Raw genomic sequence first — 24,351 nt, forward strand, 5'->3', positions numbered from 1 at the left:
CCTACGGCGGCACTCGGATACGCCAGGAGCGGCCACCCCAGGCGGGGGGCCGCTCCTCGCGACGTCATCGGCGAAGGCCGAGCCGCTCGATCAGGGACCGGTAGCGGTTGATGTCCTTCTTCGCCAGGTAGTTCAGCAGCCGGCGGCGCTGACCGACGAGCAGCAACAGGCCACGACGGCTGTGGTGGTCGTGCTTGTGCTCTTTGAGGTGCTCGGTCAGGTCGGCGATCCGGTGCGTGAGCAGCGCCACCTGAACCTCGGGGGACCCGGTGTCACCCTCGGTCAGGGCGTACTCACCGATGATCTTCTTCTTCGTTGCGGCATCAACTGATGACACGGAGTTCCTCTCGATTTCCGTTGCGCGGCGCACCGGGGCATTCGTCACCCGAGCACTCTCAGTCCGCGGCCGTTCAGACGGCAGCAGTCAGCGTATCAGTCCGTGGACGCGTCACCCTAATTCCCGGTCAAGATGCGCCGGGCCCCGTCGACATCGGCTTTCATCTGGACCAGCAGCTCGTCGATGCTGTCGAACCGGATCTGGCTGCCGCGGAGCCGGGCGACGAAGTCCACCGCGATCCGGGCGCCGTACAGCTCCAGATCGTCGCGGTCCAGCACGTAGCTCTCCACCCGCCGGTCAACGCCGTCGAAGGTGGGGTTGCTGCCGACGCTGATCGCCGCGGGCAGCGGTTCCGGGTACGCCGGAGCGCCCTCCGCCGGGTCGAGCACGGTCAGCCAGCCCGCGTACACACCGTCCAGCGGGATCGCGGCCTGCGGATCGGCGGGGATGTTCGCCGTCGGGAACCCGAGCTCGCGGCCCCGCTTGTCACCCTCCACGACGACCCCGGTGACCCGGAGCGGCCGCCCGAGCGCCTCCGCGGCCGCCTCCACGTCGCCCTCGGCGATCCGCCCCCGGATGTACGTCGACGACCACGGCTGCCCATCTGCGGTCATGCTCAGGCCTGCCAGGCTCAGGCCCTCGACCTGGAACCCATGCGTCGCCCCGGCCGCGACCAGTGTGTCCACGTGCCCGGCCGCCTTGTGGCCGAAGCGGAAGTTCTCGCCGACCACGACCGCCTTGGCGTGCAGTGTGCCGACCAGGACCCGCTCGATGAACTCCTCCGGCGACCAGCCCGCCACGTCCTTGTCGAACGGGAGGATCAGCACCGCGTCGGCGCCGTGGTTGCCGAGCAGTTCGGCCCGCCCCTCGGGCTCGCTGAGCATCGCGGGCGCCCGATCGGGCCGCAGTACGACCATCGGGTGCGGATCGAAGGTGAGCGCGACCACCGGCAGGCCACCCAGCTCGGCCGCTCGCGCCTTGGCGTGCGCGAGCACCTCCTGATGCCCCCGGTGCACGCCGTCGAAGTTGCCGATGGTGACGACCGACGGGCCGAATTCCGGCTCCACCTCGTCCAATCCGTGCCAGACACGCATGACAGAAGGATTCCATGCCGGACCCGGGTCCGATGCGGCAGGTCCGCGATCACCCCTTGTAATCGGCGTGTCACTCAACTTAGGGTGTGGCGGCACGAGCGTTTGCTTGCCTGGGGAGGTTGCACGTGAGGATCCGTCGGATCGCCGCGGCTGCGCTGGCATTGGTGCTTTTCCCCGGTACGGCGCTCGTGGCCGCGCCGGCCTCGGCGTCGTACCAGGCACCGCTGTTCAAGCACTACGTCGCGCTCGGGGACTCGTATTCGTCGGCGCCGCTGGTGCCGCTGCCGGACCTGCTGTCGCTGGGGTGTGTGCGATCGACGAGCAACTACCCGAAGATGCTCGCCGCGATGCTGCGGCCCTATCAGTTCACCGACGTGAGCTGCGGTGGTGCCGACACCACGAACATGACCACGCCGCAGAGCACGGCCCTGGGCACGGCCGCTCCACAGTTCAACGCGCTGCGACCGGACACGGACCTGGTCACCCTCGGGATCGGCGGCAACGACTTCGGCGTGTTCGGCGACATCATCGGCACCTGCCCGGGGCTGCGGGCCAGTGATCCGTCCGGTGCGCCGTGCAAGGCGCACTTCACCGTCAACGGTGTGGACACGCTGAAGGCGCGGATCCTCCAGACCCAGGCCCGGATCACGACCGTTGTCCAGGGGATCAGAGAGCGGTCGCCGCAGGCAACGATCGCGCTGATCGGCTACCCGAAGATCGCGCCGGAACACGGCACCTGCCCGGCGATCCTGCCGTTCGCGGACGGCGACTACACCTACCTGTACTCGATCGAGCAGGCGCTCAACACCGCGATCGCGAACGCTGCGGCTGCGACCGGAGCGGCGTACGTGGACACGTTCGGGCCGTCGACCGGGCACGATGCCTGTGCACCGGACGGGCAGGCGTGGATCCAGGGCAAGGACATCAACTTGCTGCGGGCGCTGAACTACCACCCGCGCTACGAAGGACAGGCCGGCGTCGCGTCGCTGACCTTCAAGACGTTGACCGGTGAGCCAGTCGTGGTGACTGCGGCCGAGCAAGCCGCTTGGGCCGCTCGCGGTCGGGAGTTGTCCCGGCAAGCAGCTGCGTCGCCTCAGGCCGTCGAGGCCTCCCTGAACCGTCTACGGACCAGCGCGCAACGCTGACCCTTTCCAATCCGTAGAGCGGACCCCGGGTCGAGCCACCTCACGCGTGGCTCGGCCCGGCGGTGTTCTAGAGCTGTTGTGTGAGCTCCGTGAGTGCCTGGCCGAGCGGGAGGTTGACGCGATGGGCGGCGTACGGATCGCCACGTGTGACGCCCTGGTTGATGATCAGGACCGGCTTGCCGGCCTTGGCGGCGTGGCGGACGAAGCGGAAGCCGGACATCACCGTCAGGGACGAGCCGAGGACGAGCATGGCGGCCGCGTCGTCGATCAGGCGATAGCAGCGTTCGACCCGCGGCTTCGGCACGTTCTCGCCGAAGAACACCACGTCGGGTTTGAGTACGCCGGTCCCGCACGCCTCACATGGGACGACGTTGAAGGTGCGGACGATCGAGTCGGGCAGGTCCACATCGCCGTCGGGGTTGATGCGGGTGGCCTCGCCCTCGAAGTCCGGGTTGGCCGCGCGGAGGCGACGGTCGAGTGCTTCGCGGGCGGACGTCGTAGGACAGTTGAGGCAGATGACCCGGTCCAGGTTGCCGTGCAGCTCGATCACGTCTCTGGCGCCGGCCGCTTGGTGGAGGCCGTCGACGTTCTGGGTGACGACGCCGTTGAGGTAGCCGCGCGCTTGCAGGGCCGCGACGGCCCGGTGGCCTTCGTTCGGGAGGGCCCGGGCGATGGTGCGCCAGCCGAGGTGGCTGCGGGCCCAGTACCGCTGCCGGCCGGATTCGCTCGCCACGAAGTCGCCGTACGTCATCGGGGTGTGGGTCCGGAGACTGCCGGTCTCGCCGCGGTAGTCCGGGATACCTGACTCGGTGGAGATGCCTGCGCCGGTGAGTACGACGACATCGCCGTCGGCAACCACGTCCGCGATCGGGGCGAGGTCTGTCGTACCGGGCTCGAGCGCCATCACCTCCGGGCCGGGGACCCATTGCAGTGTCGGACGCGAACGCACGTGCCCAGGGTAGCCAGTCAGTGGTCGCCGCGGACCAGGCCCAGCGTGGCGATCAGGTCCTCGTGGAGCTCGAACCAGACCTTGTGGCACGAGTCGACGTTGGTCCGGTCGACCCATCCGGTGTCGCCGGCCTGGACACGCTCGAGGGCAGTGGCGAACCGGGTCCGGTAGCCCTGGAACCGGTTGAGGACCCCTTCCAGCGTCTCCGTCAGGGGACCAAGTTGCTCGGCGAGTGCTGTCAGTTCGACAATGACGCGGCGGTCCCAGGCCGGGTCTGCGTGGTCGTTGAAGGCGTGCGGGTCGTCGCCCGTCGGTCTCAACTGCCATTGGGTGCAGGCGATCTGCAGACGCTCGTTGAGTGGAAGGAAGGCTCGGTAGATCTCGCGGACGGTCTCCGCGCCGGCTGTGGATTCGAGCTCTTGGGCCAGGCGGCGTTCGTTCTCCTCCCGGCCCGACGCCATCAGGGACCAGCCGCCGATGCCGGCGAACTCGCTCCAGGTGATCCAGCCGAAGGCCTGATAGTCGAGCAGCAACTCCTTCGTCACCGCCTGGTCGAGCCCGAACCGTCGGGCGACCTGCTGGTCGTCCGCGACGCCTTGCAGCCGTACGGCGTGCAGCACGAGGAGCTCTGGGGTGGAGACCTGGGTCATGTCGTCGGTCCGTCCGCTGGGCGGCTGCTGCGTGCAGTCAGCCGGTCGAGTCGCTGCTGGCACGCCTGAGGTGAGTTGAGGCCGAGCGCTCGCGCCATCTCGGCCCAGGTGAGACCGAGACCGCGCGCCGCAAACATCAAGCCTGCCTCGAGCTGCTCAAGCTCAGCCCGGGCAGCCGGAAACAACTGCAACGCCGCCACAGCCTCCCGCCGTACGTCGTCCGTGTCGATCGCCGAGCTGGATTGCCAGAGGAAGAACTGGATCAGGTCGACGGCCGACGGCGGCACCGGACCCGGCTGCCAGGGACGACGGGCAAGCCGGTCGGCTCCGTGGTCCAGGAGCAGCCGACGCGCCTCGTGCTCCCGGTCGGCCTGGGCCTGGTCGTCGAAGGGTTCGTGGTTGCTTTGCACTCGAGAACCGTGGATCCTTCAACATGATGTTGTCAATATTTTGTTGAAAGGACGGCCTCGTTGATCGTCAGTCTCACCGAGGCCACCCGGCAGCAGGCGGGCGGTAAGGCCGCCGTCCTCGGAGCGCTCGCCCGGGCCGGCTTCCCGGTCCCGCCCGGCTTCGTCGTACCGACTGAGGTGTATCGAGCCGTGACGAGTGGTCTGGATCTTGCCGCCGTGGACGGACCTGATGAGGTACGACGGCTGATCGAGTCCCGGCCGCTTCCGGCGGAGCTCGCTCGTGAGCTCACCGAGGCGATGACGCGACTTGGCGGCAACGCGGTCGCCGTACGGTCGTCTGCTTCGACCGAGGACACGGTCGGCGCCTCAGCTGCCGGGCAACATGACAGCTACCTGGGCGTCACCGGATCGGCAGCGGTGATCGAGCGGCTGCCGGCGACGTGGGCGTCGCTGTGGTCCACGCGTGCTGTCGCCTACCGGTCAACCGCCGCTGTCGCACCAGAGATGGCCGTAATCGTCCAGCGCCACATCGACGCCGAGGTTGCCGGAGTTCTCTTCACGGACGCGCCCGGGATCCAGATCGAGGCATCGTGGGGGCTGGGCGAGAGCGTCGTCGGCGGACTCGTAACGCCGGACAGCTTCTCCGTGTCCGCGGACGGTGCAGTCGGCCGCCGTACCGGAGACAAGGACACACGAATCGACCGCAGCGGCAACGGGACGATCACGACGGCCGTGGCACCCGAATCCCGGAATCGGCTGTGCCTCGACGACCAGCAACTCGCCCGCTTGGCGACGCTCGGCCGCCAGGTGGCCGAGCACCTCGGCGCTCCGCAGGACATCGAGTTCGCGATCGAGAACGACCAGATCTGGCTGCTCCAAGCCCGCCCGATCACGGCTCCGCTCCCGCACCCCGCCGATCCGCCGCCCACCTTCACCGACCTGCGCGGAACCGCCGGCAGTCCGGGGCTCGTCTCCGGACCTGCTCGGGTCGTTCACGGGACTCAGGACTTCAGCAGGGTCGGCCCCGGCGACATCCTGGTCTGCCGCTTCACCGACCCGGCCTGGACACCACTCTTCGGCGTCGTTGCCGGAGTAGTCACGGAGACCGGCGGCCGTCTCTCCCACGCCGCGATCGTGGCCCGCGAACATCGCATCCCCGCCGTCCTCGGCGTCCCCGCCGCCATGACCACCCTGTACGACGGCCAACCGCTGACCCTCGACGGCACCACCGGCACCATCCGCAGGTAACCGGGATGCGGTCGGAAGGCTGGACGGCTAGCGTTCCAGCCGGGCTACTGACAGTCGGAGGGAACTGAGTGGACGCGGGCTGGCAGGGTTTGACGCTTGGGTTGTTCCGCCGGGTACGCGACGACGTGCGTACGTCGATCGACGGGGCCACCGCCGAGGAGTTGGACCGGCGCCTCGGGAGCAACAGCGTCGGGTGGCTGGTCTGGCACATCTCCCGAGGGCAGGACCGGAATCTGTCCGAGCTCACCGGGAGTACGCAACTCTGGCTCGCCGACGACTGGGCCAACCGGTTCGACCGGCCGGCAGATCCCACTGACACAGGCTTCGGTCACTCGGCCGAGCAGGCCGCCGCCTTCCGCAGTCCCGAGCTCGAGTTCCTGCTGGCCTACCACGCCGCCACCCACGGACTCGCCGAGACGTACCTGGCTTCCGCTGCTGATGACGATCTCGGCCGGCTCGTCGTGAGTCCCACGCTCGGCAACACGCACACCGTCGAGGAACGTTTGGCCGGGCAACTGCACGACTCCTTCGCCCACGCCGGCCAGATCGGCCTGCTGCGAGGGCTCTGAGGCTGCGTGCTCACGCGATTCGGGGTGGGCCGGCCTTGAGGCGGCGTTCGGCCTTGGCGCGGACCTCGGTGGCGTCCATCGAGGACCAGTCGGCGTCGATCCACCAGGTCGCGCCGGCCTCGGCCCAGGGGCGTACGGTCTCGGCGGCCTTCGGGTCGTCGGCGGCTGTCTTGCCTTCGGCGACTATGTCGAACCCGTCCATCGTCAGGCCGTGCGCGGCGCGCTCCTCGCGGAGCCAGGCGACACCTTCGGCGAGCAGCTCGGGTGACCACTCCCCTGGCTCCTCACCTGGCTGAACGATCGGCGCGTAGTTCGGCAGCCAGCCGTCCTGCAGTGCCACTCGCCGCATCGACTTCGGTCGCGGCCACGCACCCACCACCCAGGTCGGGATCCGCGGCTGCTGAACCGGTGGCGGCGGCGCGGGCGGCATCAGGTCGGCGACCTTGCGGGATCGGTAGTGCTTGCCGGCGTACTCGAACGGCTGATCACGCCACAGGTGCTGCAGCATCGCCAGCGAGTCGTCCATCAACTCCGCCCGGACCTTGCGCCCCGGATCGTCCTCGAACAACCAGAACCGCTCCTCCCCGGCGACCCCGAGCCCGACCGCCAGCGTCACCCGGCCGTTGCTCAGGTTGTCCACCGTCGAGGTCTGCCCGGCCACGTCCCAGGGTTTCCGCCGCGGCAAGGGTGTCAGCATCGTCCCCAACCGGATCCGCTCGGTCGTCATCGCCGCCGCGGCCAGCATCGCCCAGGCGTCGATACCCCATATCGACTCCCACACGAAGAAGCCATCCCACCCATGGTCCTCGGCCAACGTCGCCAACTCGGCCGCCGCCCGAGCGTCCCCATATGCCATCACGAAGCCGTATCTCATGCTGCTAGACGCTAGACGCCCCCACGGACAATTGGCTGCATGCCGCGGACAACGTCGTCGTGCTCGAGGAAACGCATACACCGGACAGGCGCTCGTCGTGCAGTTCCGACCTCGGCGACGGCACGTGGAAAATCAACCGATTGAAGGACTACGACTGCATGGACAGAAGTGTCCGCTCAGCGGTTCACTTCGAATGAATTCCGGTACGGGCCGGTCCGGATCGGCCTACTGTGAAGATGTTCGCCTGGCGGCAAATGTATACCCCACTACCCGGAGAGCCGGCCGAAAGCGCTGGGCCGCGATTCTCCCCCACGAGCATCGCCGAATTTGCCCCGAAATCGGCATGACAGCTTCCGGGGCCGCCAGGCGGGCCTGTCTGCGCTGTCAGCTGACGAACACCGCGGTGGGTTTGGCGACTGGGCCGTGGGGTTCGTAGAGGGCCAGGAAGATGCCGGTGGGGTCGAACATCGCGGTTTGGCCGGCCTCGAGTTTCAGGCCGGACAGTGGGCGGCCGGTGCGGATGGCAGCGGCCTGCTCGGCGTCGGCGTCGTACCGGGGAAAGGTGCCGGCGGCGACCTCCGCGATGGGCAGCCACTCGAACGAATCCCCCAGCGACTCCAGGGTGTGGGCGGCCGAGAGATCGAAAGCACCGACGCGGGTACGGCGAAGTGCGGTGAGGTGACCGCCGACGTCCAGTTCGGCGCCGAGGTCGCGAGCCAGGGCACGGATGTAGGTGCCGCTGGAGCAGTCGACCGAGATGTCGACCTCGAGACCGGTCGGCCCCAGGCGTACGTCGACCACGTCGTACCGGGAGACCGTCACACTCCGCGCCTTGAGGGCAACCTCTTCACCGGCGCGCACGCGTTCGTACGCGCGACGCCCGTCGACCTTGATCGCGGAGACCTTGGACGGGACCTGCGAGATCTCGCCGCGGAATCCAGCCACCGCGGCCTCGATCGCCTCGGCCGTGATGCCGTCGACGGGCGCAGTCGACACGACCTCGCCCTCGGCGTCGTCGGTGGTCGTGGACGCGCCGAGCAGGATGGTCGCGTCGTACGACTTGTCGGCCAACTGGAGATGGCCGAGCAGCCGGGTCGCGCGGTTGAGGCCGACGACCAGGACACCGGTGGCCATCGGGTCCAGCGTGCCGGCGTGGCCGACCTTGCGAGTGCCGGCCAGCCGGCGGATCCGGGCGACCACGGTGTGCGAGGTCAGACCCGCCGGCTTGTCGACGATGACGATGCCGTCGGCAACGGCCGGAGCACCAGGCTCATTCGTCGTCGCTGTCATCGTCCTCGCGGTGCTTGTAGGGGTCCGCCTCGCCGGCCGGCTTGGCGCCCGCGGCGGCCTTGGCCACCTCGGCATCGGCCTGCCGCGCCTTGGCCAGCAGGTCCTCGATCTGCCCGGCGGTCTCCGGTACGGCGTCCAGGAAGAACGCGAGGCTCGGAGTGTGCCGCAGGCCGAGGGCCTTGCCGACCTCGCTGCGGATCAGCCCGCGCGCCGACTCCAGGGCAGCCGCGGTCGAGGCGCGCGCCTGCTCGTCGCCGTACACGGTGTAGAAGACGCTGGCCTCGCGCAGGTCGCCGGTCAGCCGGGCATCGGTCACGGTGACGAAGCCCAGCCGGGGGTCCTTCACGCGGCGCTCGAGCAACTCGGCGACGAGTACCTGGATCCGGTCGGCCAACTGCTTCGCCCTTGCTTCACCCATCAGGGCTCACTCCCTCATTCATGAGTAACGTCCGGAGAGACGATCGCCTCCCCGGACGTTACTCCGGTACCCAGAGGACCTGGGCACCGACTGCTGTCAGTTGCGCGGCTTCTCGCGCAGCTCGAACGACTCGACGATGTCACCGATCTTGATGTCGTTGTAGCCGTTCACGGTCAGACCACACTCGAAGCCCTCGCGGACCTCGGATGCGTCGTCCTTGAACCTCTTCAGCGACGAGAGCTCGGTGTTGTCGACCACCACCGCGCCGTCCCGGATCAACCGGACCTTGGCGTTGCGCCGGATGACGCCACTGGTCACCCAGCAACCGGCGATGTTGCCCACCTTCGAGGAGCGGAAGATCTCCCGGATCTCCGCCTGGCCGAGGGTGGCCTCCTCGTAGATCGGCTTGAGCATGCCCTTCAGGGCGGCCTCGATGTCGTCGATCGCCGAGTAGATGACCGAGTAGTACCGGACATCCACGCCCTCGCGCTCGGCCACGTCACCGGCCTTGCCCGCCGGCCGCACGTTGAAGCCGATGATGACGGCGTTCGACGCGATGGCCAGGTTGACGTCGTTCTCGTTGATCGCACCGACACCGCGGTCGATGACGCGGAGGTTGACCTCGTCGCCGACCTCGATCCGGACCAAGGCGTCTTCCAGTGCCTCGACCGAACCGGACACGTCGCCCTTGAGGATGAGCAGCAGCTCCTGCGTCTCGCCCTTCTCCATCGAGGCCATGAAGTCCTCGAGGGTCCGGCGCGCACGACGCTTGGCGTTGGCCGCCGCACGGGCACGGGCTTCCCGCTTCTCCGCGATCTGCCGTGCTCTCCGGTCGTCGTCGACCACCAAGAACTTGTCACCCGCACCTGGTACGGCGGTCAGACCGAGCACCAGCACCGGACGCGACGGAGTCGCCTCCTCGACGGGGTCGCCGTGCTCGTCGAGCATGGCCCGGACCCGGCCGTACGCCGGACCCGCCACCATCGAGTCGCCGACCCGGAGCGTGCCGCGCTGCACCAGCACGGTCGCCACCGGACCACGGCCCTTGTCGAGGTTGGCCTCGATCGCGATGCCCTGGGCCGGCATGTTCGGGTTGGCCCGCAGGTCGAGTGCCGCGTCCGCGGTCAGTACGACGCTCTCGAGCAGCCCGTCGATGTTGATCCGGGACTTCGCCGACACGTCGACGAACATGGTGTCGCCGCCGTACTCCTCGGGAACCAGGCCGTACTCGGTCAGCTGACCGCGCACCTTGGCCGGGTCCGCACTCGGGACGTCGATCTTGTTCACCGCGACCACGATCGGGACGTTCGCCGCCCGGGCGTGGTTCAGCGCCTCGATCGTCTGCGGCATCACGCCGTCGTCGGCCGCGACCACCAGGATGACGATGTCGGTGGCCTGCGCACCACGGGCACGCATGGCGGTGAACGCCTCGTGACCCGGGGTGTCGACGAAGGTGATGGCCCGCTGCTCGCCGTCGACCTCGGTCGTCACCTGGTACGCACCGATGTGCTGGGTGATGCCACCGGCTTCCTTGGCGACCACGTTCGCTTCGCGGACCGCGTCCAGAAGCTTGGTCTTACCGTGGTCGACGTGACCCATCACGGTCACCACCGGCGGCCGCTTGACCAGGTCGTCCTCGCCGCCCTCGTCGGACCCGAAGTCGATGTCGAACGACTGCAGCAGCTCGCGGTCCTCGTCCTCCGGGGACACGATCTGGACGTCGTAGTTCAGCTCGGTGGCGAGCAGCTGCAGGGTCTCCTCGTTGACCGACTGGGTCGCGGTCACCATCTCACCGAGGTGGAACAGCACCTGCACCAGCGACGCCGGGTCGACTCCGACCTTCTCGGCGAAGTCCGTCAGCGACGCACCGCGGGCAAGGCGCACGACCTCGCCGTCACCGTGCTTGACGCGAACGCCGCCGACTGCCGGCGCCTGCATGTTGTCGAACTCCTGGCGCTTCGCCCGCTTCGACTTGCGGCCACGGCGGGCCGGACCACCCGGACGCCCGAAGGCACCCTGTGTCCCACCACGACCGCGGTTACCCGGACCCGGACGGCCACCGCCGCCACCGGGCGGGCCGCTCGGGCCGCCACCGCCACCCGGACGGAAGCCGCCGCCACCGCCACCGCCACCTGGACGCGCGCCGGCACCCGGTCCACCCGAACCGCCGCCGGGACGGCCACGGCCACCGCCGCCGCCACCCCCACCGCCGCCGCCCGGACCGGACGGACGACCGGTGAACGTACCGGCCGAGGACTTCGGCATCATCGCCGGGTTGGGCCGCGGCGCACCGGGCACACCCGACGGACGCGGACGGTCGTTGCCGCCACGGCCGTCACTACGGGCCTGCGGCGGACGCGGCGGCATGCCGGCCGGGCTCGCACCCTGACCGGAACCACCCTGACCACCCGGACCCGGACGAGCGCCACCGCGCTGCATTCCCTGGGTCGAGCTGAACGGGTTGTTCCCCGGACGCGGAGCACCCGGACGGGGGCCACCGCCTTGACCGCCCTGACCACCCGGACGCGGTGCACCACCCGGACGCGGAGCGCCGGGACGGGGTGCGCCACCCGGACGCGGGGTCGCACCCGGACGCGGAGTGGCCGGACGAGCCGAACCACCGTCGGCAGCCGGACGCTGCTGGCCCGGGCTGGGCGCGGGGCGCGACGGTGTCGCCGGAGCCTTGCGCTCGGCCGGAGCAGCCGGGGCAGCCGGTGCGGCCGCCTCGGGTGCAGCCTTCGCCGCCGGAGCCTCGAACGAGGGCTCCGGGGCGGCCGCAGGGGCCTCGGCCGGAGCCTGCGGTGCGGGCTCCTGCCGCGGACCCGGCTTCGGGCCAGGCCGCGGACCCGGCTTCACCGGGGACGCCGGCGAGGCCGCCGGAGCGGACTTCTCGGTCACCGTCGGTTCGGCGGCGACCGGAGCCGGGGTCGGCTCGGCGGCCGGCGCGGGACGCTCGGCCGGGGCCGCGGGTGCGGCCTTCTTCGCCGGCTCGGCAGGCGCGACCGGTGCGGTCGCCTGCGGCGCGGCAGACGTGCTGGCGGCGGCCTTCTTGGCCGCGCGCTTCTTCGGCGGGTTCTTCTCGAACTCTTCCGCCAACCTACGGACTACTGGTGCCTCGATCGTCGAGGATGCCGATCGGACGAACTCGCCCATGTCGTTCAGTCTGGTCAGAACGACCTTGCTGGTAACTCCGAGCTCCTTCGCGAGCTCGTAGACCCGGACCTTTGCCACTACTCTCCCTCTGGTCCGAGCCTGGGGCGCGGACCGTTAGTTGACGTACATGCTCATCGCATTGCACTCATCGGTAGACACTCATCGAGTGGTCATGAGTCGATGACCCGCCTTCATGTCGTCGCGACGGTCCCGTTAGACCGTTGCGGGCGGCCGGGTGGCCGCCTTGGTTACTTCAACTGCGGTACTTCCTTCACTGCGCTGCGCAACATGTTCCCGCACCAGCTTCAGGTCAAGCGGACCGGGGACCCTGAAGGCCCGCGGGAACGCCTTACGTCGCTCGGCGAGGTCGAGGCACTCGGCCACCGGGTGCAGATGCGCCCCACGGCCAGGCGCCCGATGATCGGGATCCGGGAGGACAAGTCCTCCGGACACCGTCATCCGCAGCAGATCAACCGGACTGGACCGCTTCCGGCACCCGATGCAGGTGCGCTCTCTGGGCTTACCAGGGCGCCCCGGATCCATCACAGTCACCGTCACTGTCACGTGATCCTCAGGGTGTGGTTGCGACTCAGTCGACCGACCGAGAGATCAGTCTACCTTCTCGTCCTCACGAGTCACATCGGTGTCCGGCCGGATGTCGATCCGCCAGCCGGTGAGCCGGGCGGCGAGGCGGGCGTTCTGCCCCTCCTTGCCGATCGCGAGCGAGAGCTGATAGTCGGGTACGACGACCCGCGCGGCGCGAGCCGCGGCATCGACGACCTCAACAGACGTAACCTGCGCCGGGGACAGCGCATTCCCGACGAAGGTGGCCGGGTCGTCGCTGTGGTCGATGATGTCGATCTTCTCGCCGTGCAGCTCGTGCATGATGTTGCGCACCCGCTGCCCCATCGGCCCGATGCACGCACCCTTGCCGTTCACCGACGGATTCAGTGTCCGGACGGCGATCTTGGTGCGGTGACCCGCCTCACGCGCGATCGCGGTAATCTCGACCGTGCCGTCGGCGATCTCCGGCACCTCGAGCGCGAACAGCTTCTTCACCAGGTTCGGGTGGGTCCGGCTGACGGTGATCTGCGGGCCCTTGAAGCCCTTGCGGACACCGACGACGTAGACCCGCAGCCGGGAGCCGTGCTCGTACTTCTCCCCCGGCACCTGCTCCGGAGCCGGCAGCACCGCCTCGATCTTGCCGAGGTCGACCATCACCGAGCGTGGGTCGCGGCCCTGCTGAACGATGCCCGAGACGATGTCGCCTTCCTTGCCGGAGAACTCGCCGTACCGGACCTCGTCCTCGGCGTCACGCAGCCGCTGCAGGATGATCTGCTTGGCCGTGGTGGCGGCGATCCGGCCGAAGTCGTGCGGCGTGTCGTCGTACTCGCGGGCCAGCGTGCCGTCCTCGGCGAACTCCCGCGCGAACACGGTGACGTGCCCGGTCTTGCGGTCCAGCTCGGCCCGGGCGTGCTGCTGGGCACCCTCGGTGCGGTGGTACGCCACCAGCAGCGCCTGCTCGATCGCCTCGACGACGACGTCGAGAGCGATGTCCTTCTCCCGCTCCAGCGACCGCAGGACGGCCATGTCGATGTCCATGTCAGTTCTCCTCCACCGTGCCGCCAGCAGCTTCTGGGGCAGCTTCGTCGTTGCCGGCAGCCCGGTTGAACTCGATCTGGACCTTGGCCTTGGCCACGTCGGCGTACGGAATGGTCCGCAGCTTGCCGTCGACGTCCAGTTCGGCCGCCTCCTCGGAGGCGGACTTGATCCGGCCGGTCACCTTCTCGCCGGCGGTCAGCGTGACCGCGACCAGCCGGGTGACGTTGCGGCGCCAGTGCCGGGGCAGGGTGAGCGGCCGATCGACGCCGGGGCTGGAGACCTCCAGCGTGTAGGCGCCGTCGCCCATGATGTCGTCGGCATCGAGTGCCTTGGAGATCGCCCGGGTGACGTCGGCGACGTCGTCCAGGTTGATCCCGCCGTCGCGATCGACGAGCACGCGCAGCAACCGTCGGCGGCCCGCCGGCGCGATGTCGACGGCCTCCAGGTCGCAGCCGAACTGCTTGACGATCGGCCGCAGGAAGTTCTCGAGGCTCGAGGTGTCCGTGTGGTCAGTCCTTCGGCTCACAGGTAGACCTGCCTCTCTCTCCAGTTGTGCACCCGTTCCACCACCCGGCGATCCGACCGAGGGCAGTAGCCCACCATATCCGGCCCGCGACGGTGTTCACGTCACCGCCTCGTCCCAGGCCGGTCACCGGCTCGTCACCGGACCGGCCACCCGCTCGTCACCTCCTTCGCCGGGTATCGTTCCGCCGTGCCGAACGAACCCCTCCGCCTGTCGCGCCGTGCCGCGCTGACGACCGCTGCCCTCGCGTCGGGCGCCGTCGTGCTGACCGGCTGCGACGACAACTCGAGCGGTTCCGGTACGCCGGGAGCCGCGAAGAACTCGAAGTCGGGCCAGCCCGCCGAGGAGACGCCCAGCACCGACCCGGTGATCGTCGCGGCACTCAGTACGGCGGCCGCCCAGGTAACTCAATTGTCGCTCCGGTACACCAGCGTCAGTCAGAAGTTCCCCGCTCTGCGCACCCAGCTCGCGGCCGGGGCGAAGTACCACGCCAGCCACCTGGCCCGGCTGAAGGAAACCGCCGGCGTGCAACCGCCCGCGCCCGGCAAGCTCCCAGCGCTCCCGAGTACGTCGTCAGCCGCGCTGACCGACCTGGCGAAGCGCGAGAAGGCCGCAGCCATCGCCCATGCCGCCGCAGCAGCCAAGGTCTCCGGGCAAGCCGCTCGCCTGCTCGCGATGATCGCCGCGGCCGAGACTCAGCTGGCCACCACGCTGACCCCCAAGAAGAAGGCGGAGTCCGAGTGACCGAGGTTGAGGCGCTCCAGGCGGCGCTCGCCGGTGAGCACGCAGCCATGTACGGCGTGGGCGTTGCCGGCGGCAAGCTCAGCGGCGCCCGCTTCCGCGCGGCGACGGACATGTACGAGCTGCACCGCAGCAACCGCGACCGGCTGACCCGCTTGGTCGTCGCGGCCGGCGAGACCCCGGTTGCCGCGGAAGCGGCGTACGACCTGCCGCAGGTAGTGACGAACGCGGCGACCGCTTCGGCGCTGGTCCTGCTGATCGAGCGACGACTGGCAGCCGTGTACGGCGATCTGGTCGAGGCGGCCGAGCAGCCGGCGGTCCGTGCGCTCGCGATCCAGAGTCTGCTGGCGAGTGCGAGCGCCCAGCTCGCCTGGGGTGGGGCTCCGGTCGCGTTCCCCGGTGACGTCTGAGCGTAATCGCTCGATCACCTAGCGATGTGGAGAGTCGTCTCTAACGAATAACCTCCTGTCCAGTTGTGGATCGGCCGGAAATTCGTGGCGTATTCCCTTTACTCGTAGCGCTACTTTCCCTATATTTTCGCCACGGAGACTGGGGGGTCGCCGGCCGCACTTCAATGAGCTCAGCACGACCGCGTTGGTGGCGATGGTCGTGCTCGATCCAAGGCTGACTTAAGCGTCTGTGTTCCGTACCTTCATTCCGCTCTTATTCACTTCTTGAGCCGCGCCTTGCGTCGGCTACGGAGGGTGGCGAAGCATGCGCACATTCGATCTGAGCACCGGCGACGACCAGTACGTGAAAGACATCCGAGTGGTCCGCTGGGAGCAGTACGCACTGGAGCGGGATCTGCCGTTCCAAGCGATGTGGTACAGCGTTCCGCCAGGCTCGGAGAGCCCGGTCGACCAGCACCCCGAGCTGGAGTTGTCGGTGGTCGTCGCGGGCACCGCGCACGTCCTGGTCGGCAACGAGGAGCATGAGGTTCAGCAGGGCGCCGCGTTCCTGCTCAGCAGCACCGAGGCACACGTCGTACAGAACCGCTCGGCCGAGGTACCGCTGACCATCTTCAGCGCGTACTGGATGCCGCTGGCCGAGGCGGCCGGCCATGACTGATCCGGTCACCGTCTTCACGTTCCCGCAGCCGACCATCAACGGCCCACTACACGTCGGTCATCTCTCCGGTCCTTACCTGGCCGCCGACATCGCCGCCCGGGCTGCACGCGCCCGCGGCGAGCGCGTCGTGGTCACCACCGGCCTGGACGTGCACCAGAACTACGTCCTGACCCGGGCCGAGCGCGAAGGCCTCGAGGTCGGCGCGATGACGGCCGACTTCCGCGATGACATCAAGGACACGTACGGCCTGGCCCGGATTGGCTTCGACTACTTCACCGACCCGCTCGGTGAGGAGCACACGCCGATCATCCGACAGTTGATGAACCACCTCGTGAGCACCGGCGCCGCACCACTGCGCGAGGTCACCTTGCATGCTTGCGCAGACTGCGGCCGGACCCTGCACGAGTCCTACCTCAGCGGGCTCTGTGGCGAGTGCAAGGCATCCGCGGCCGGCGGCGCCTGCGAGCAATGCGGGAGCTTCACGCAGGTCGACACCATGGTCGATCCGGTCTGCGGCCGCTGCGGCGGCGAACCCCGTCCGTTCACGGCAACAGTGCCGGTACTGCGGATGGAGAACCACCGCGAAACCCTGATCGCGACGTGGTTGCGAGCCGACCTGCCACCGGCCGTCCGGGACCTGATCGACCGCACCCTGCGGGCCGGCCTGCCGGAGATCGCCCTCGCCTACCCGACCAACTGGGGTATCGAGGGCGACGGCCCACTCACCGGCCTGCGGATCGGCCCGTACACGGAGATCGCGCTGTCCGACCTGTACGGCGTCGCGCGTGCAGTCGACCCCGATGCCGACGACGCGACCGGGTACCTGGCCGCACTCGACCGAGTAGACCACTTGTGGCATTTCCTCGGTCTCGACAACGCGTTCTGGTACGCGCTCTACTGGCCTGCCGTCTGGGCCGCAGCCGGCGTCGCCCGGCTCCCGTTGGCCGGGCTCGTGGTCAACGAGTTCTACACATTCGACGGCGAGAAATTCTCCACCAGCCGGAATCATGGAATCACCGCGACGGAATTACTGCGCACCTCAGATCCGTCAATCGTTCGTTTGTTTCTGGCCTGGGATCGGCCCGATCGCTACCGCAGTGATTTCACCTTCAATTCTTTCCGTGCGTTCGCGGACCGGGTCGAACCATTGCTGGCCGGGGTGCACAGGGTTTCCGAACCACTCGATCCGGCGCTGGCCGCGATCGAGCGCGCCCGCGGTGAGAGCGCACTCCGGCCGAGCGGGTTCGACCTGCCACTGGCGGTCCGCAGCCTGCTCACCCTGCTGGCCGGTGGCGTCCACGACACCGGATCGCTCCGGGCCGCTCTGACCGGGAGCGAGTAGACCATGCGAGTCTGCGTGATCGGGGCCGGTATCGCCGGCACGCTGCTTGCCTGGCGCCTGAGTGAGAGCGTCGAGGTCGACCTGGTGACCGGTCCGCCCGGGACGGATGCGACCGCGGCATCGGGCGGCGGCGTACGAGGGTTCGAGACCCACCCGGTCCAACGCCGCCTGGCGATCGAGAGCCTCACCGAGTTGTTCCAAAGCCTCCAGGAAGAGGCCGGTTACACCGAAACCGGGTGCACCTACCTCTTGCCGTCGTACGCCGGACTCGAAAGGGCGGTCGCAGAGGTCGAGCACGCGCACCCGGGCTCGACCGAGATCCTCGATCGCGACGAGCTCCGCCGCCGGGGCTGGCACGGACTACCCGAGGGCACGGTCGGCGTCTGCGAGAAACGCGCCGGCTTCATCAGGCCGGATCAGCTCCGTACGGCGGTGATCCGGCAACTCGCTGCCGGTCCCAGGAGCCGAGTACTCGATGGGCCGGTACTGCGGCTCGTCCCACACCCGGACGGCTCCGTGAGCTGTCGTCTCCCCGGCCTGAGCCAGCGGTACGACGTCGTCGTGGTGGCTGCAGGCCCATGGACGCCCGGCCTACTCACGGGCAGCGCGTTGCCGGCCGAGCCGTACCGGACCAAGGCGATCCAGGTCGCCACCTACACGGTGGACGGAGCTTTGCCGACCATGTTCGTGGACGAGACCAACGACCTGTTCGGGCGGCCCACAGCCGACGGCAGGTTGCTGCTCGGCGTGGACACGCACCGCTGGGCCGTCCCACCAGGCAGCAGCAGCCCGATCCCGGACCTGGCCGCGCAGGCCGTCCGGATCGCCGGCGAGCGGCTGCCACACCTCAAGCTGTCGGCGCCCGACCACCTGGTCAGCAACGCCGACTGTTATGCCGATCCGCCGGTACTGACCCTGTGGTCGGTGCTCGGCAGCACACATCGGCTCTTCACCTTCACCGGTGGGTCCGGCGGCAGCGTGAAAACCGCGCTGGCCGCTAGCCGGGCGGCTGCGAGCGACCTGCTCGTCACTGGTGAGACGCGCACCACCACTTCGCGGACGGAGAACCAGCGCATGACCATCACAGAACCAGGCAGCAGGCGAACAACGCCCCGGTACCACACCATCGGTATCGGGGCCGGGCCCTCCAACCTGTCGTTGGCAGCCCTGTACAAGAACGTCACCACCGAGAGGCTGGCCCTGTTCGACGCCCGTCCGGGCAGTGGCTGGCACACTCCCCTGCTCTACCCGGGCGTCCGGATGCAGACCGGCTGGATGAAGGACCTGGTCTCGCTGGTCGACCCCCGGCACGAGTTGACGTTCCTGAACTACCTGGTCACCTCCGGGCGGCTCTATGCGCTGATCAACTCCCAGTTCGACTCGCTCCCCCGGATCGAGTACGAGCGCTACCTGGCCTGGGCCACCGAGCGGCTCGGCGTGGTGAACTTCGGCTCTCGGGTGCAGACGATCTCGATCACCGACGACGGGTTCGAGGTCACCGTCGACGGCGTACCGACGGCTGTCTCGGAGCACCTCGTGCTCGGGCTCGGCACCCGCCCGGTCCGGCCGGAGTACCTCCGCGGCCTGCCGGCCGAGCGAGCCTTCATCGCCGACGATCTCGCCGACCGGATTCCCGCATTGGACAAGGCCGCGCCGACAGCTGTCGTCGGCAGCGGTCAGACCGGCCTCGAGTGTGTCCTGCGGCTGCTCGGATCCGGCTTCACCGACATCCGATGGCTGGGCCGGAACCAGTGGTTCCGCAGTATCGACGACTCGCCCATGGCCAACGAGCTCTACCGGCCGTCACACATCGAGTTCCTGCAGGGCCTGAACCGCGGCAAGCGCCGGGAGATGATCGACGACTCCCGCTACAGCGGCGACGCCATCACGCCGGGCGGACTGCGGGCGCTGTACCAGTCGAACTACGACGGCTTCCTGTCGCTCGGCCGCTTCCCGGTCACGCTGCTGCCGGGCCGCGACGTACGAGCGTCCGCACCGATGCCTGACGGCGGCATCCGGTTGTGCTGTACGACGCCCACCACGCCGGAGGAGCACGACGTACGCCAGGTCGTGGTCGCCGGCGGACGGGAGCACGTGGAGGCACCGTTCGACGACGACTTGCGGGAGCGGATCGAGTTCGACGACGACGGGCAGTTGCTGGTCGAACCGGACTACTCGGTGCGCTGGAAGGGCATGAACGGGCACAAGATCTACACGTTCAACGCCAACCGCTACAGCCACGGTCTGACCAACGCCGGGCTGACCCAGCTGCCGGTCCGGGCCGCGATCGTGCTGAACTCCATGTTCGACCGGGAGATCTACCCGATCACCGACGAGCTCTGCGCGGTGCAGTGGTGACCGCGGCAGCCCAGGAGCCGCTGGCTCCGGACGTCGACGGTGCGTGGTTCCGGCTCGAGGTCGAGGACCCGGCGGCCGGTGCGCCGTACGGGCAGTATCACCGCGAGGACGACCTGATCTGGGCAGAGTTCTACGCCGGCGGCGCGTTGCGCAGTGGCCGGCTGGTCGGGCATCTGCGGCCGGACGGTTCGTTCGACGCGGCGTACTGCCTGATCGGCGCGACCGGCGAGCTGATCAGCGGCGAGTGCCACAGCGTCCCCGAGTTCGATGCTCAGGGCAACATCCGGATCACCGACCACTTCCGTCGCAGCGACGGCACCACCGGGACCAGCCACATCCGGCAGATCCCCGCACCGGTCAGGGAGGCATGAGATGACCGACAGATCTCACCTGCTGGTGGTCGCCACCGGCATGCGGCTGTTCCGCGAGTACATCCTGCGGTCGATCGCACCGCAGTACCGGATCCACATGTTCCTGCACAGCGAACCGACCTGGGAACAGGACTACCTCGAGGACTGGACCGTGCTGGAGAGCACCCTCGACGCCGACGCCCTGGTCGCCGCCGCGCACGAGCTGCACGACAAGGAGTCGATCGACGGGGTGTTGTGCTGGGACGAGGCCCGGATCCTGCAGACCGCCCACGTTGCCGAGGCGCTGGGCCTGCCCGGCGGTGACATCGCGATGGTGAACCGATGCCGCGACAAGCACCTCACCCGTACGGCGCTCGCCGAGCACGGGGTCCCACAGCCGAGGTCGGTCCTCGTGAACACCGTCGACGAAGCCCTCGCCGTGGACGTGGGCTACCCGCGCATTCTCAAACCACGTGCGCTCGCCGCGAGCCTCGGTGTGGTGAAGGTGAACTCACCGGAGGAACTGCGGGAGAACTGGGACTTCGCGCACGACACGACCGTGCCCGAAGCACCGCACTACGACGTGAAGGTACTGGTCGAGGAGTTCGCCGACGGCTACGAGATCAGTATCGACGCGGCCGTGTTCCAGGGTCAGGTGACACCGTTCTGCCTCGCCCGCAAGGAGCTCGGCTACCCGCCGTACGCCGAGGAGGTCGGCCACTTCGTCGACGCGGCGGACCCGTTGCTCGCCGACGACCAGCTGATGCAGGTGCTGGTCGACGCGCACAAGGCGATCGCGTTCACCGACGGCGTCACGCACACCGAGATCATGATGACGGCCGACGGCCCGAAGGTGATCGAGATCAACGCCCGGATCGGCGGCGACCTGATCCCGTACCTCGGTCTGCAGGCGACCGGAGTCGACCCGGGGCTGGCCGCGGCCGCGGTTGCCTGCGGCCGTGCACCGGAGCTGGTGCCGAACCGCAAGGCGGTCGGCGGTGTCCGGTTCTTCTACGTGGACGAGAACGACACCGTGCTCGACTCGGTCGAGTTCGACGCGGACATTCTGCCGGAGTCCATCGACCAACTGGTGCCGCTGATGGAGGCCGGGCAGACCACCAGCCCGCCGCCGGCCGGGACGCTCTGGGGCCGGATCGCCTATGCGACCGCGGTCGCCGGTTCGATCGCCGAGTGCCGGGCCGGATTGGACGCCGCGGAGAAGGCGTTGCGGTGGGCGGGACACCCGAAATGACGACCAATGACGAGAGCACTGGCATCTGGGCAACCATCAAGGAGGCCCCGGTGCCGGTGAAGGCGCTGCTGGTCGGCGTCTTCGTGAACAAGCTCGGCTGGTTCCTCCAGGTCTTCCTGGTGCTGTTCCTGACCACCTCGAAGGGCTTCACCCCCGTGCAGGCCGGTACGGCGCTCGGCGTGTACGGCGGTGGTTCGGTGATCGGCCTGATCATCGGCGGATCCCTGTCGGACAAGGTCGGGCCGAGAGCCGCGGTGATGATCAGCATGTTCGGCATGGCCGGCTTCGTGCTGGCGATCGCCTACGTGCCGAGTTATACGGCCGTGGTGGTCGTGGTCGCGCTGGCCGGTGCGGTCGGACAGTTCTACCGTCCGGCCTCGGCAGCCCTGCTGACCGAGCTGACGCCGAAGAACCGCCAGGTGATGATCTTCGCGGTCTACCGGCTGGCGATGAATCTCGGGACCACCGCGGCACCGCTGATCGGTGCCGCCCTGGTCGCGGTGTCCTGGAACCTGCTGTTCATCGGCGAGGCGCTCGCGGCCCTGGCGTATGCGGCGGTGGCGATCGTTGCTCTGCCCAAGCGATCCGCCAAGGTTGTCGAGGACACGGTTGCGGATCAACCGTCGGCAGGCGGCTACGTCGCCGTACTGCGGGACTACAAGTACGTGCTGTTCCTGCTGTGCATGTTCATCAACGCGGCGATCTACGTGCAGTACCTGGCCGTCCTGCCGCTGCACATGAAGGCCGACGGATTGTCGACCTGGTGGTTCAGCGCGGTCGTCGCGCTGAACGGCTTCATCGTCATCACCTGCGAGTTGCTGGTGACGAAGGTGGTGCAGAACTGTCCGGCCCGGATCGTCGCGATGACCGGGTTCATGCTGCTCGGCGGCGGGCTCGCGTTCTACGCCTTGCCGGGTGGGCTGGCGATCTTCGTGATCGGCACCCTGCTGTGGACGCTGGCCGAGATCATCGGCGGGCCGACCATGTTCGCCTACCCGGGGATGGCCGCGCCGAAGCCGCTGCTCGGCCGGTACGTCGGGTCCGCGCACGCGATGTTCGGACTCGGATCCGCACTCGGCCCGTTCCTCGGGGTGTGGGTGTGGAACCAGTCCAGCGCCCAGGTCTGGGTGTGGTGCGGGCTGGCCGGCGCGATCGGCGTCGTCCTCGCCTACTTCGGCATGCGGCCGGCCGAGGAACCCGCCACCGCCGAAGCGACAACTCCGACTACGGCCGCGGAGCCGGCACAGAGCTCCTAGGAGGCTGAGTTCATGAAACATGGCATGAGCAACTACACGATCATCGTGGATCCGCTGTCCACGGGACAGGAATACCCGGCTGCGTTCCGCGAGGCCGGTCGGCTGCCGGTCGCCGTACTGAGTGGTGCGGAGCCGCCGCCGGCGTACACGGCCAGCTGGCATCCGGGCGACTTCGAGCACGTGCACTACTTCACCGGCGACGTCCAGGCGCTCGCCGAGGAGTTGCGGCAGTACGAGCCGGAGTACCTGATTCCGGGTGCCGAGAGCGGGGTCGAGCTGTGTGACCAGCTGATCGAGTTCCTGGTGCCCGGCACCGGGAACGTGTCGGAGCTGGCGTCGGCGCGGCGGGACAAGTGGGAGATGGCGCAAGCGCTGGCCGCCGCGGGTGTGCCGCGGCTACGGCAGTTCCGCACCGCCGATCCGGCCGATGCGGAGAAGTGGCTGAAGGAGAACGACCTGCTCGGCCGGCGGCTGGTGATCAAGCCACCGAAGAGCGCCGCGGGTGACGAGGTGTACGTCGTCTTCGAGGACGGCGACTGGCGGGAGCGGTTCGACCGGGTGCTCGGGCGGACCAACAAGATGGGGCTGACCAACGACGCGGTGCTGATCCAGGAGTACGCCGAGGGCACCGAGTACCTGGTCGACACGTACAGCGTGGACGGCAAGCACGCGCTGGTCGACGTGTGCCGCTATACGAAGGTCGGCCGGGGCGACAAGATCGGCATCTACCGGCGGATCGACTTCCTCGCCGAGGACGACCCGGAGGTCCAGGCGCTGTGGCCGTACACCGAGCAGGTGCTCGACGCGGTCGGCATCCGGATCGGCTGTGGTCACGTCGAGGTGATGATGACACCGGACGGCCCACGACTGATCGAGGTCGCGGCCCGGCCTGCCGGTGGTGGTCACCAGATGGTCAGCGAGCTGGCCACCGGCGACAACCACATCAAGCGGACGGTCGCCCATCGCGTCCGCGGTGAGGTCCGGGACGGGTTCGACCTGGTCCAGCACCTGCGCGGCATCTTCGTCATCGCGCCGCGGGAGGGGTACTTCCGCAACCGTGAGGTGTTCGACGGGATCGACGCGCTGAAGTCGTTCCAATGGATGAAGATCCTGTACGACGAGGACGCCGTCGTACCGGAGACCGTCGACCTCTTCACCTGCCTGGCCTGGGTCATCCTGATCCACAGCGACCCGGCCACCCTCGACGCCGACTACCACCGCGTACTGGAGATGGAGGCCGGGATCGTCATCGAAACCCGCTGACGCACAGCCGACGGAGACCCCCTGACCGGGGCCCGGGCGGACCACCACCGCCCGGGTCCAGTCACAATCTGCAGATGGCCAAACGCGCTCTCCCTTGCCCGTGCGGGCTCGACACGTCCTACGCCGACTGCTGTGGCCGCCTCCACGAAGGCCGCGCTTCGGCAACCACCGCGGAACAACTCATGCGCTCGCGCTACTCGGCCTTCGTCGTCGGAGATGCGGCCTATCTCCTCCGCACGTGGTCCGCCGCAACCCGTCCGGCCGACCTGCAGCTGGACCAGGACATCCGTTGGACGGGCCTCGAGATTCTCAGCACCACCGACGGCAGCCCGTTCCACACCGAGGGCACGGTCGAGTTCCGGGCCAACTACCAGCTCGACGGCCGGCCAGGCCACCAGCAGGAACTCAGCCGCTTCGTCCGCGAGAACGGCGCGTGGGTGTACGTCGCAGCGCTGTGAC

Annotated in this window: 25 protein-coding genes; 13 read left to right on the forward strand and 12 right to left on the reverse strand. The window is 68.7% G+C overall.

Features of this window, described 5'->3' with window-relative positions; translation table 11 throughout:
- Positions 1 to 64: 64 nt before the first annotated feature.
- Together rpsO and EV652_RS27205 are read right to left on the reverse strand one after the other, a co-directional pair.
- The gene (gene rpsO, locus EV652_RS27200; protein WP_131351575.1) at positions 65 to 337 is read right to left on the reverse strand and encodes a 30S ribosomal protein S15; all 273 of its coding nucleotides are present in this window, start codon (positions 335 to 337) and stop codon (positions 65 to 67) included.
- A gap of 116 nt (positions 338 to 453) precedes the next feature.
- A complete protein-coding gene (locus EV652_RS27205; RefSeq protein ID WP_132212064.1) occupies positions 454 to 1,431 on the reverse strand; it encodes a bifunctional riboflavin kinase/FAD synthetase in 978 nt (325 codons plus the stop codon).
- A 125-nt stretch (positions 1,432 to 1,556) separates the two neighbouring features.
- Between EV652_RS27205 and EV652_RS27210 the strand changes: the two genes are divergently transcribed.
- Positions 1,557 to 2,576 carry an SGNH/GDSL hydrolase family protein gene (locus EV652_RS27210; RefSeq protein WP_132212065.1) on the forward strand — a complete coding sequence of 340 codons (1,020 nt, stop codon included), beginning with the start codon at positions 1,557 to 1,559 and terminating at the stop codon, positions 2,574 to 2,576.
- Between the two features lie 67 nt (positions 2,577 to 2,643).
- On the opposite strand, the gene EV652_RS27215 is transcribed toward EV652_RS27210, so the two are convergent.
- From EV652_RS27215 to EV652_RS27225, 3 genes are read right to left on the reverse strand one after another with little or no spacing between them, the layout of a single operon-like run.
- Complete coding sequence (locus tag EV652_RS27215) at positions 2,644 to 3,525, reverse strand: NAD-dependent protein deacetylase (protein WP_242002039.1); 882 nt, start codon at positions 3,523 to 3,525, stop codon at positions 2,644 to 2,646.
- Positions 3,526 to 3,542: 17 nt separating this feature from the next.
- Positions 3,543 to 4,175 carry a transcriptional regulator gene (locus EV652_RS27220; RefSeq protein WP_132212066.1) on the reverse strand — a complete coding sequence of 211 codons (633 nt, stop codon included), beginning with the start codon at positions 4,173 to 4,175 and terminating at the stop codon, positions 3,543 to 3,545.
- Positions 4,172 to 4,585: a hypothetical protein gene (locus tag EV652_RS27225; protein ID WP_132212067.1), complete on the reverse strand. Its 414-nt coding sequence runs from the start codon at positions 4,583 to 4,585 to the stop codon at positions 4,172 to 4,174. The genes EV652_RS27220 and EV652_RS27225 overlap by 4 nt, the downstream gene beginning before the upstream one ends.
- A 60-nt stretch (positions 4,586 to 4,645) precedes the next feature.
- Between EV652_RS27225 and EV652_RS27230 the strand changes: the two genes are divergently transcribed.
- Together EV652_RS27230 and EV652_RS27235 are read left to right on the forward strand one after the other, a co-directional pair.
- The gene (locus EV652_RS27230; protein ID WP_132212068.1) at positions 4,646 to 5,833 is read left to right on the forward strand and encodes a PEP/pyruvate-binding domain-containing protein; all 1,188 of its coding nucleotides are present in this window, start codon (positions 4,646 to 4,648) and stop codon (positions 5,831 to 5,833) included.
- An 89-nt stretch (positions 5,834 to 5,922) separates the two neighbouring features.
- Positions 5,923 to 6,402: a DinB family protein gene (locus EV652_RS27235; RefSeq protein ID WP_158441252.1), complete on the forward strand. Its 480-nt coding sequence runs from the start codon at positions 5,923 to 5,925 to the stop codon at positions 6,400 to 6,402.
- A gap of 10 nt (positions 6,403 to 6,412) precedes the next feature.
- On the opposite strand, the gene EV652_RS27240 is transcribed toward EV652_RS27235, so the two are convergent.
- The 7 genes from EV652_RS27240 to rimP form a co-directional block, all read right to left on the reverse strand.
- On the reverse strand, positions 6,413 to 7,276 hold the full coding sequence (locus tag EV652_RS27240; protein WP_132212070.1) for an LLM class flavin-dependent oxidoreductase: 864 nt from the start codon (positions 7,274 to 7,276) through the stop codon (positions 6,413 to 6,415).
- A 384-nt stretch (positions 7,277 to 7,660) separates the two neighbouring features.
- Complete coding sequence (gene truB / locus EV652_RS27245) at positions 7,661 to 8,566, reverse strand: tRNA pseudouridine(55) synthase TruB (protein ID WP_132212071.1); 906 nt, start codon at positions 8,564 to 8,566, stop codon at positions 7,661 to 7,663.
- Positions 8,547 to 8,984, reverse strand: coding sequence for a 30S ribosome-binding factor RbfA (gene rbfA, locus EV652_RS27250; protein ID WP_199238424.1), 438 nt, complete (start codon positions 8,982 to 8,984; stop codon positions 8,547 to 8,549). Before rbfA ends, truB begins: the two co-directional genes overlap by 20 nt.
- A gap of 96 nt (positions 8,985 to 9,080) precedes the next feature.
- Positions 9,081 to 12,215, reverse strand: a complete 3,135-nt coding sequence (gene infB / locus EV652_RS27255) for a translation initiation factor IF-2 (protein ID WP_132212073.1) — start codon at positions 12,213 to 12,215, stop codon at positions 9,081 to 9,083.
- 135 nt (positions 12,216 to 12,350) lie between these two features.
- Positions 12,351 to 12,680, reverse strand: coding sequence for a YlxR family protein (locus EV652_RS27260; protein WP_132212074.1), 330 nt, complete (start codon positions 12,678 to 12,680; stop codon positions 12,351 to 12,353).
- Positions 12,681 to 12,746: 66 nt separating this feature from the next.
- Positions 12,747 to 13,739 (reverse strand): transcription termination factor NusA, encoded by a 993-nt coding sequence (gene nusA / locus EV652_RS27265; protein WP_132212075.1) that lies wholly within the window; start codon positions 13,737 to 13,739, stop codon positions 12,747 to 12,749.
- Between the two features lies 1 nt (position 13,740).
- Positions 13,741 to 14,265, reverse strand: coding sequence for a ribosome maturation factor RimP (gene rimP / locus EV652_RS27270; protein WP_132212076.1), 525 nt, complete (start codon positions 14,263 to 14,265; stop codon positions 13,741 to 13,743).
- A gap of 186 nt (positions 14,266 to 14,451) precedes the next feature.
- Between rimP and EV652_RS27275 the strand changes: the two genes are divergently transcribed.
- The 10 genes from EV652_RS27275 to EV652_RS27325 all read left to right on the forward strand — a co-directional run bounded on the left by EV652_RS27275 (position 14,452) and on the right by EV652_RS27325 (position 24,350).
- Entirely contained in the window at positions 14,452 to 15,006 is a 555-nt protein-coding gene (locus EV652_RS27275) for a cell division protein FtsK (protein WP_132212077.1), read from the forward strand.
- On the forward strand, positions 15,003 to 15,413 hold the full coding sequence (locus EV652_RS27280; protein ID WP_132212078.1) for a ferritin-like domain-containing protein: 411 nt from the start codon (positions 15,003 to 15,005) through the stop codon (positions 15,411 to 15,413). The genes EV652_RS27275 and EV652_RS27280 overlap by 4 nt, the downstream gene beginning before the upstream one ends.
- Positions 15,414 to 15,717: 304 nt before the next feature.
- A complete protein-coding gene (locus tag EV652_RS27285; RefSeq protein WP_132212079.1) occupies positions 15,718 to 16,071 on the forward strand; it encodes a cupin domain-containing protein in 354 nt (117 codons plus the stop codon).
- The gene (locus tag EV652_RS27290; protein WP_132212080.1) at positions 16,064 to 17,413 is read left to right on the forward strand and encodes a class I tRNA ligase family protein; all 1,350 of its coding nucleotides are present in this window, start codon (positions 16,064 to 16,066) and stop codon (positions 17,411 to 17,413) included. Before EV652_RS27285 ends, EV652_RS27290 begins: the two co-directional genes overlap by 8 nt.
- A gap of 3 nt (positions 17,414 to 17,416) precedes the next feature.
- A complete protein-coding gene (locus tag EV652_RS44730) occupies positions 17,417 to 19,771 on the forward strand; it encodes an FAD-dependent oxidoreductase (protein ID WP_199238425.1) in 2,355 nt (784 codons plus the stop codon).
- Complete coding sequence (locus tag EV652_RS27305) at positions 19,768 to 20,142, forward strand: avidin-fold protein (protein WP_132212081.1); 375 nt, start codon at positions 19,768 to 19,770, stop codon at positions 20,140 to 20,142. The genes EV652_RS44730 and EV652_RS27305 overlap by 4 nt, the downstream gene beginning before the upstream one ends.
- A 1-nt stretch (position 20,143) precedes the next feature.
- Entirely contained in the window at positions 20,144 to 21,373 is a 1,230-nt protein-coding gene (locus EV652_RS27310) for an ATP-grasp domain-containing protein (protein ID WP_132212082.1), read from the forward strand.
- The gene (locus EV652_RS27315) at positions 21,370 to 22,629 is read left to right on the forward strand and encodes an MFS transporter (protein ID WP_132212083.1); all 1,260 of its coding nucleotides are present in this window, start codon (positions 21,370 to 21,372) and stop codon (positions 22,627 to 22,629) included. Before EV652_RS27310 ends, EV652_RS27315 begins: the two co-directional genes overlap by 4 nt.
- Before the next feature lie 12 nt (positions 22,630 to 22,641).
- Entirely contained in the window at positions 22,642 to 23,892 is a 1,251-nt protein-coding gene (locus EV652_RS27320) for an ATP-grasp domain-containing protein (protein WP_242002041.1), read from the forward strand.
- A gap of 74 nt (positions 23,893 to 23,966) precedes the next feature.
- A complete protein-coding gene (locus EV652_RS27325; protein WP_132212084.1) occupies positions 23,967 to 24,350 on the forward strand; it encodes a YchJ family protein in 384 nt (127 codons plus the stop codon).
- Position 24,351 lies beyond the last annotated feature (1 nt).

The organism is Kribbella steppae (genome assembly GCF_004342025.1).
Classification (GTDB): Bacteria; Actinomycetota; Actinomycetes; order Propionibacteriales; family Kribbellaceae; genus Kribbella; species Kribbella steppae.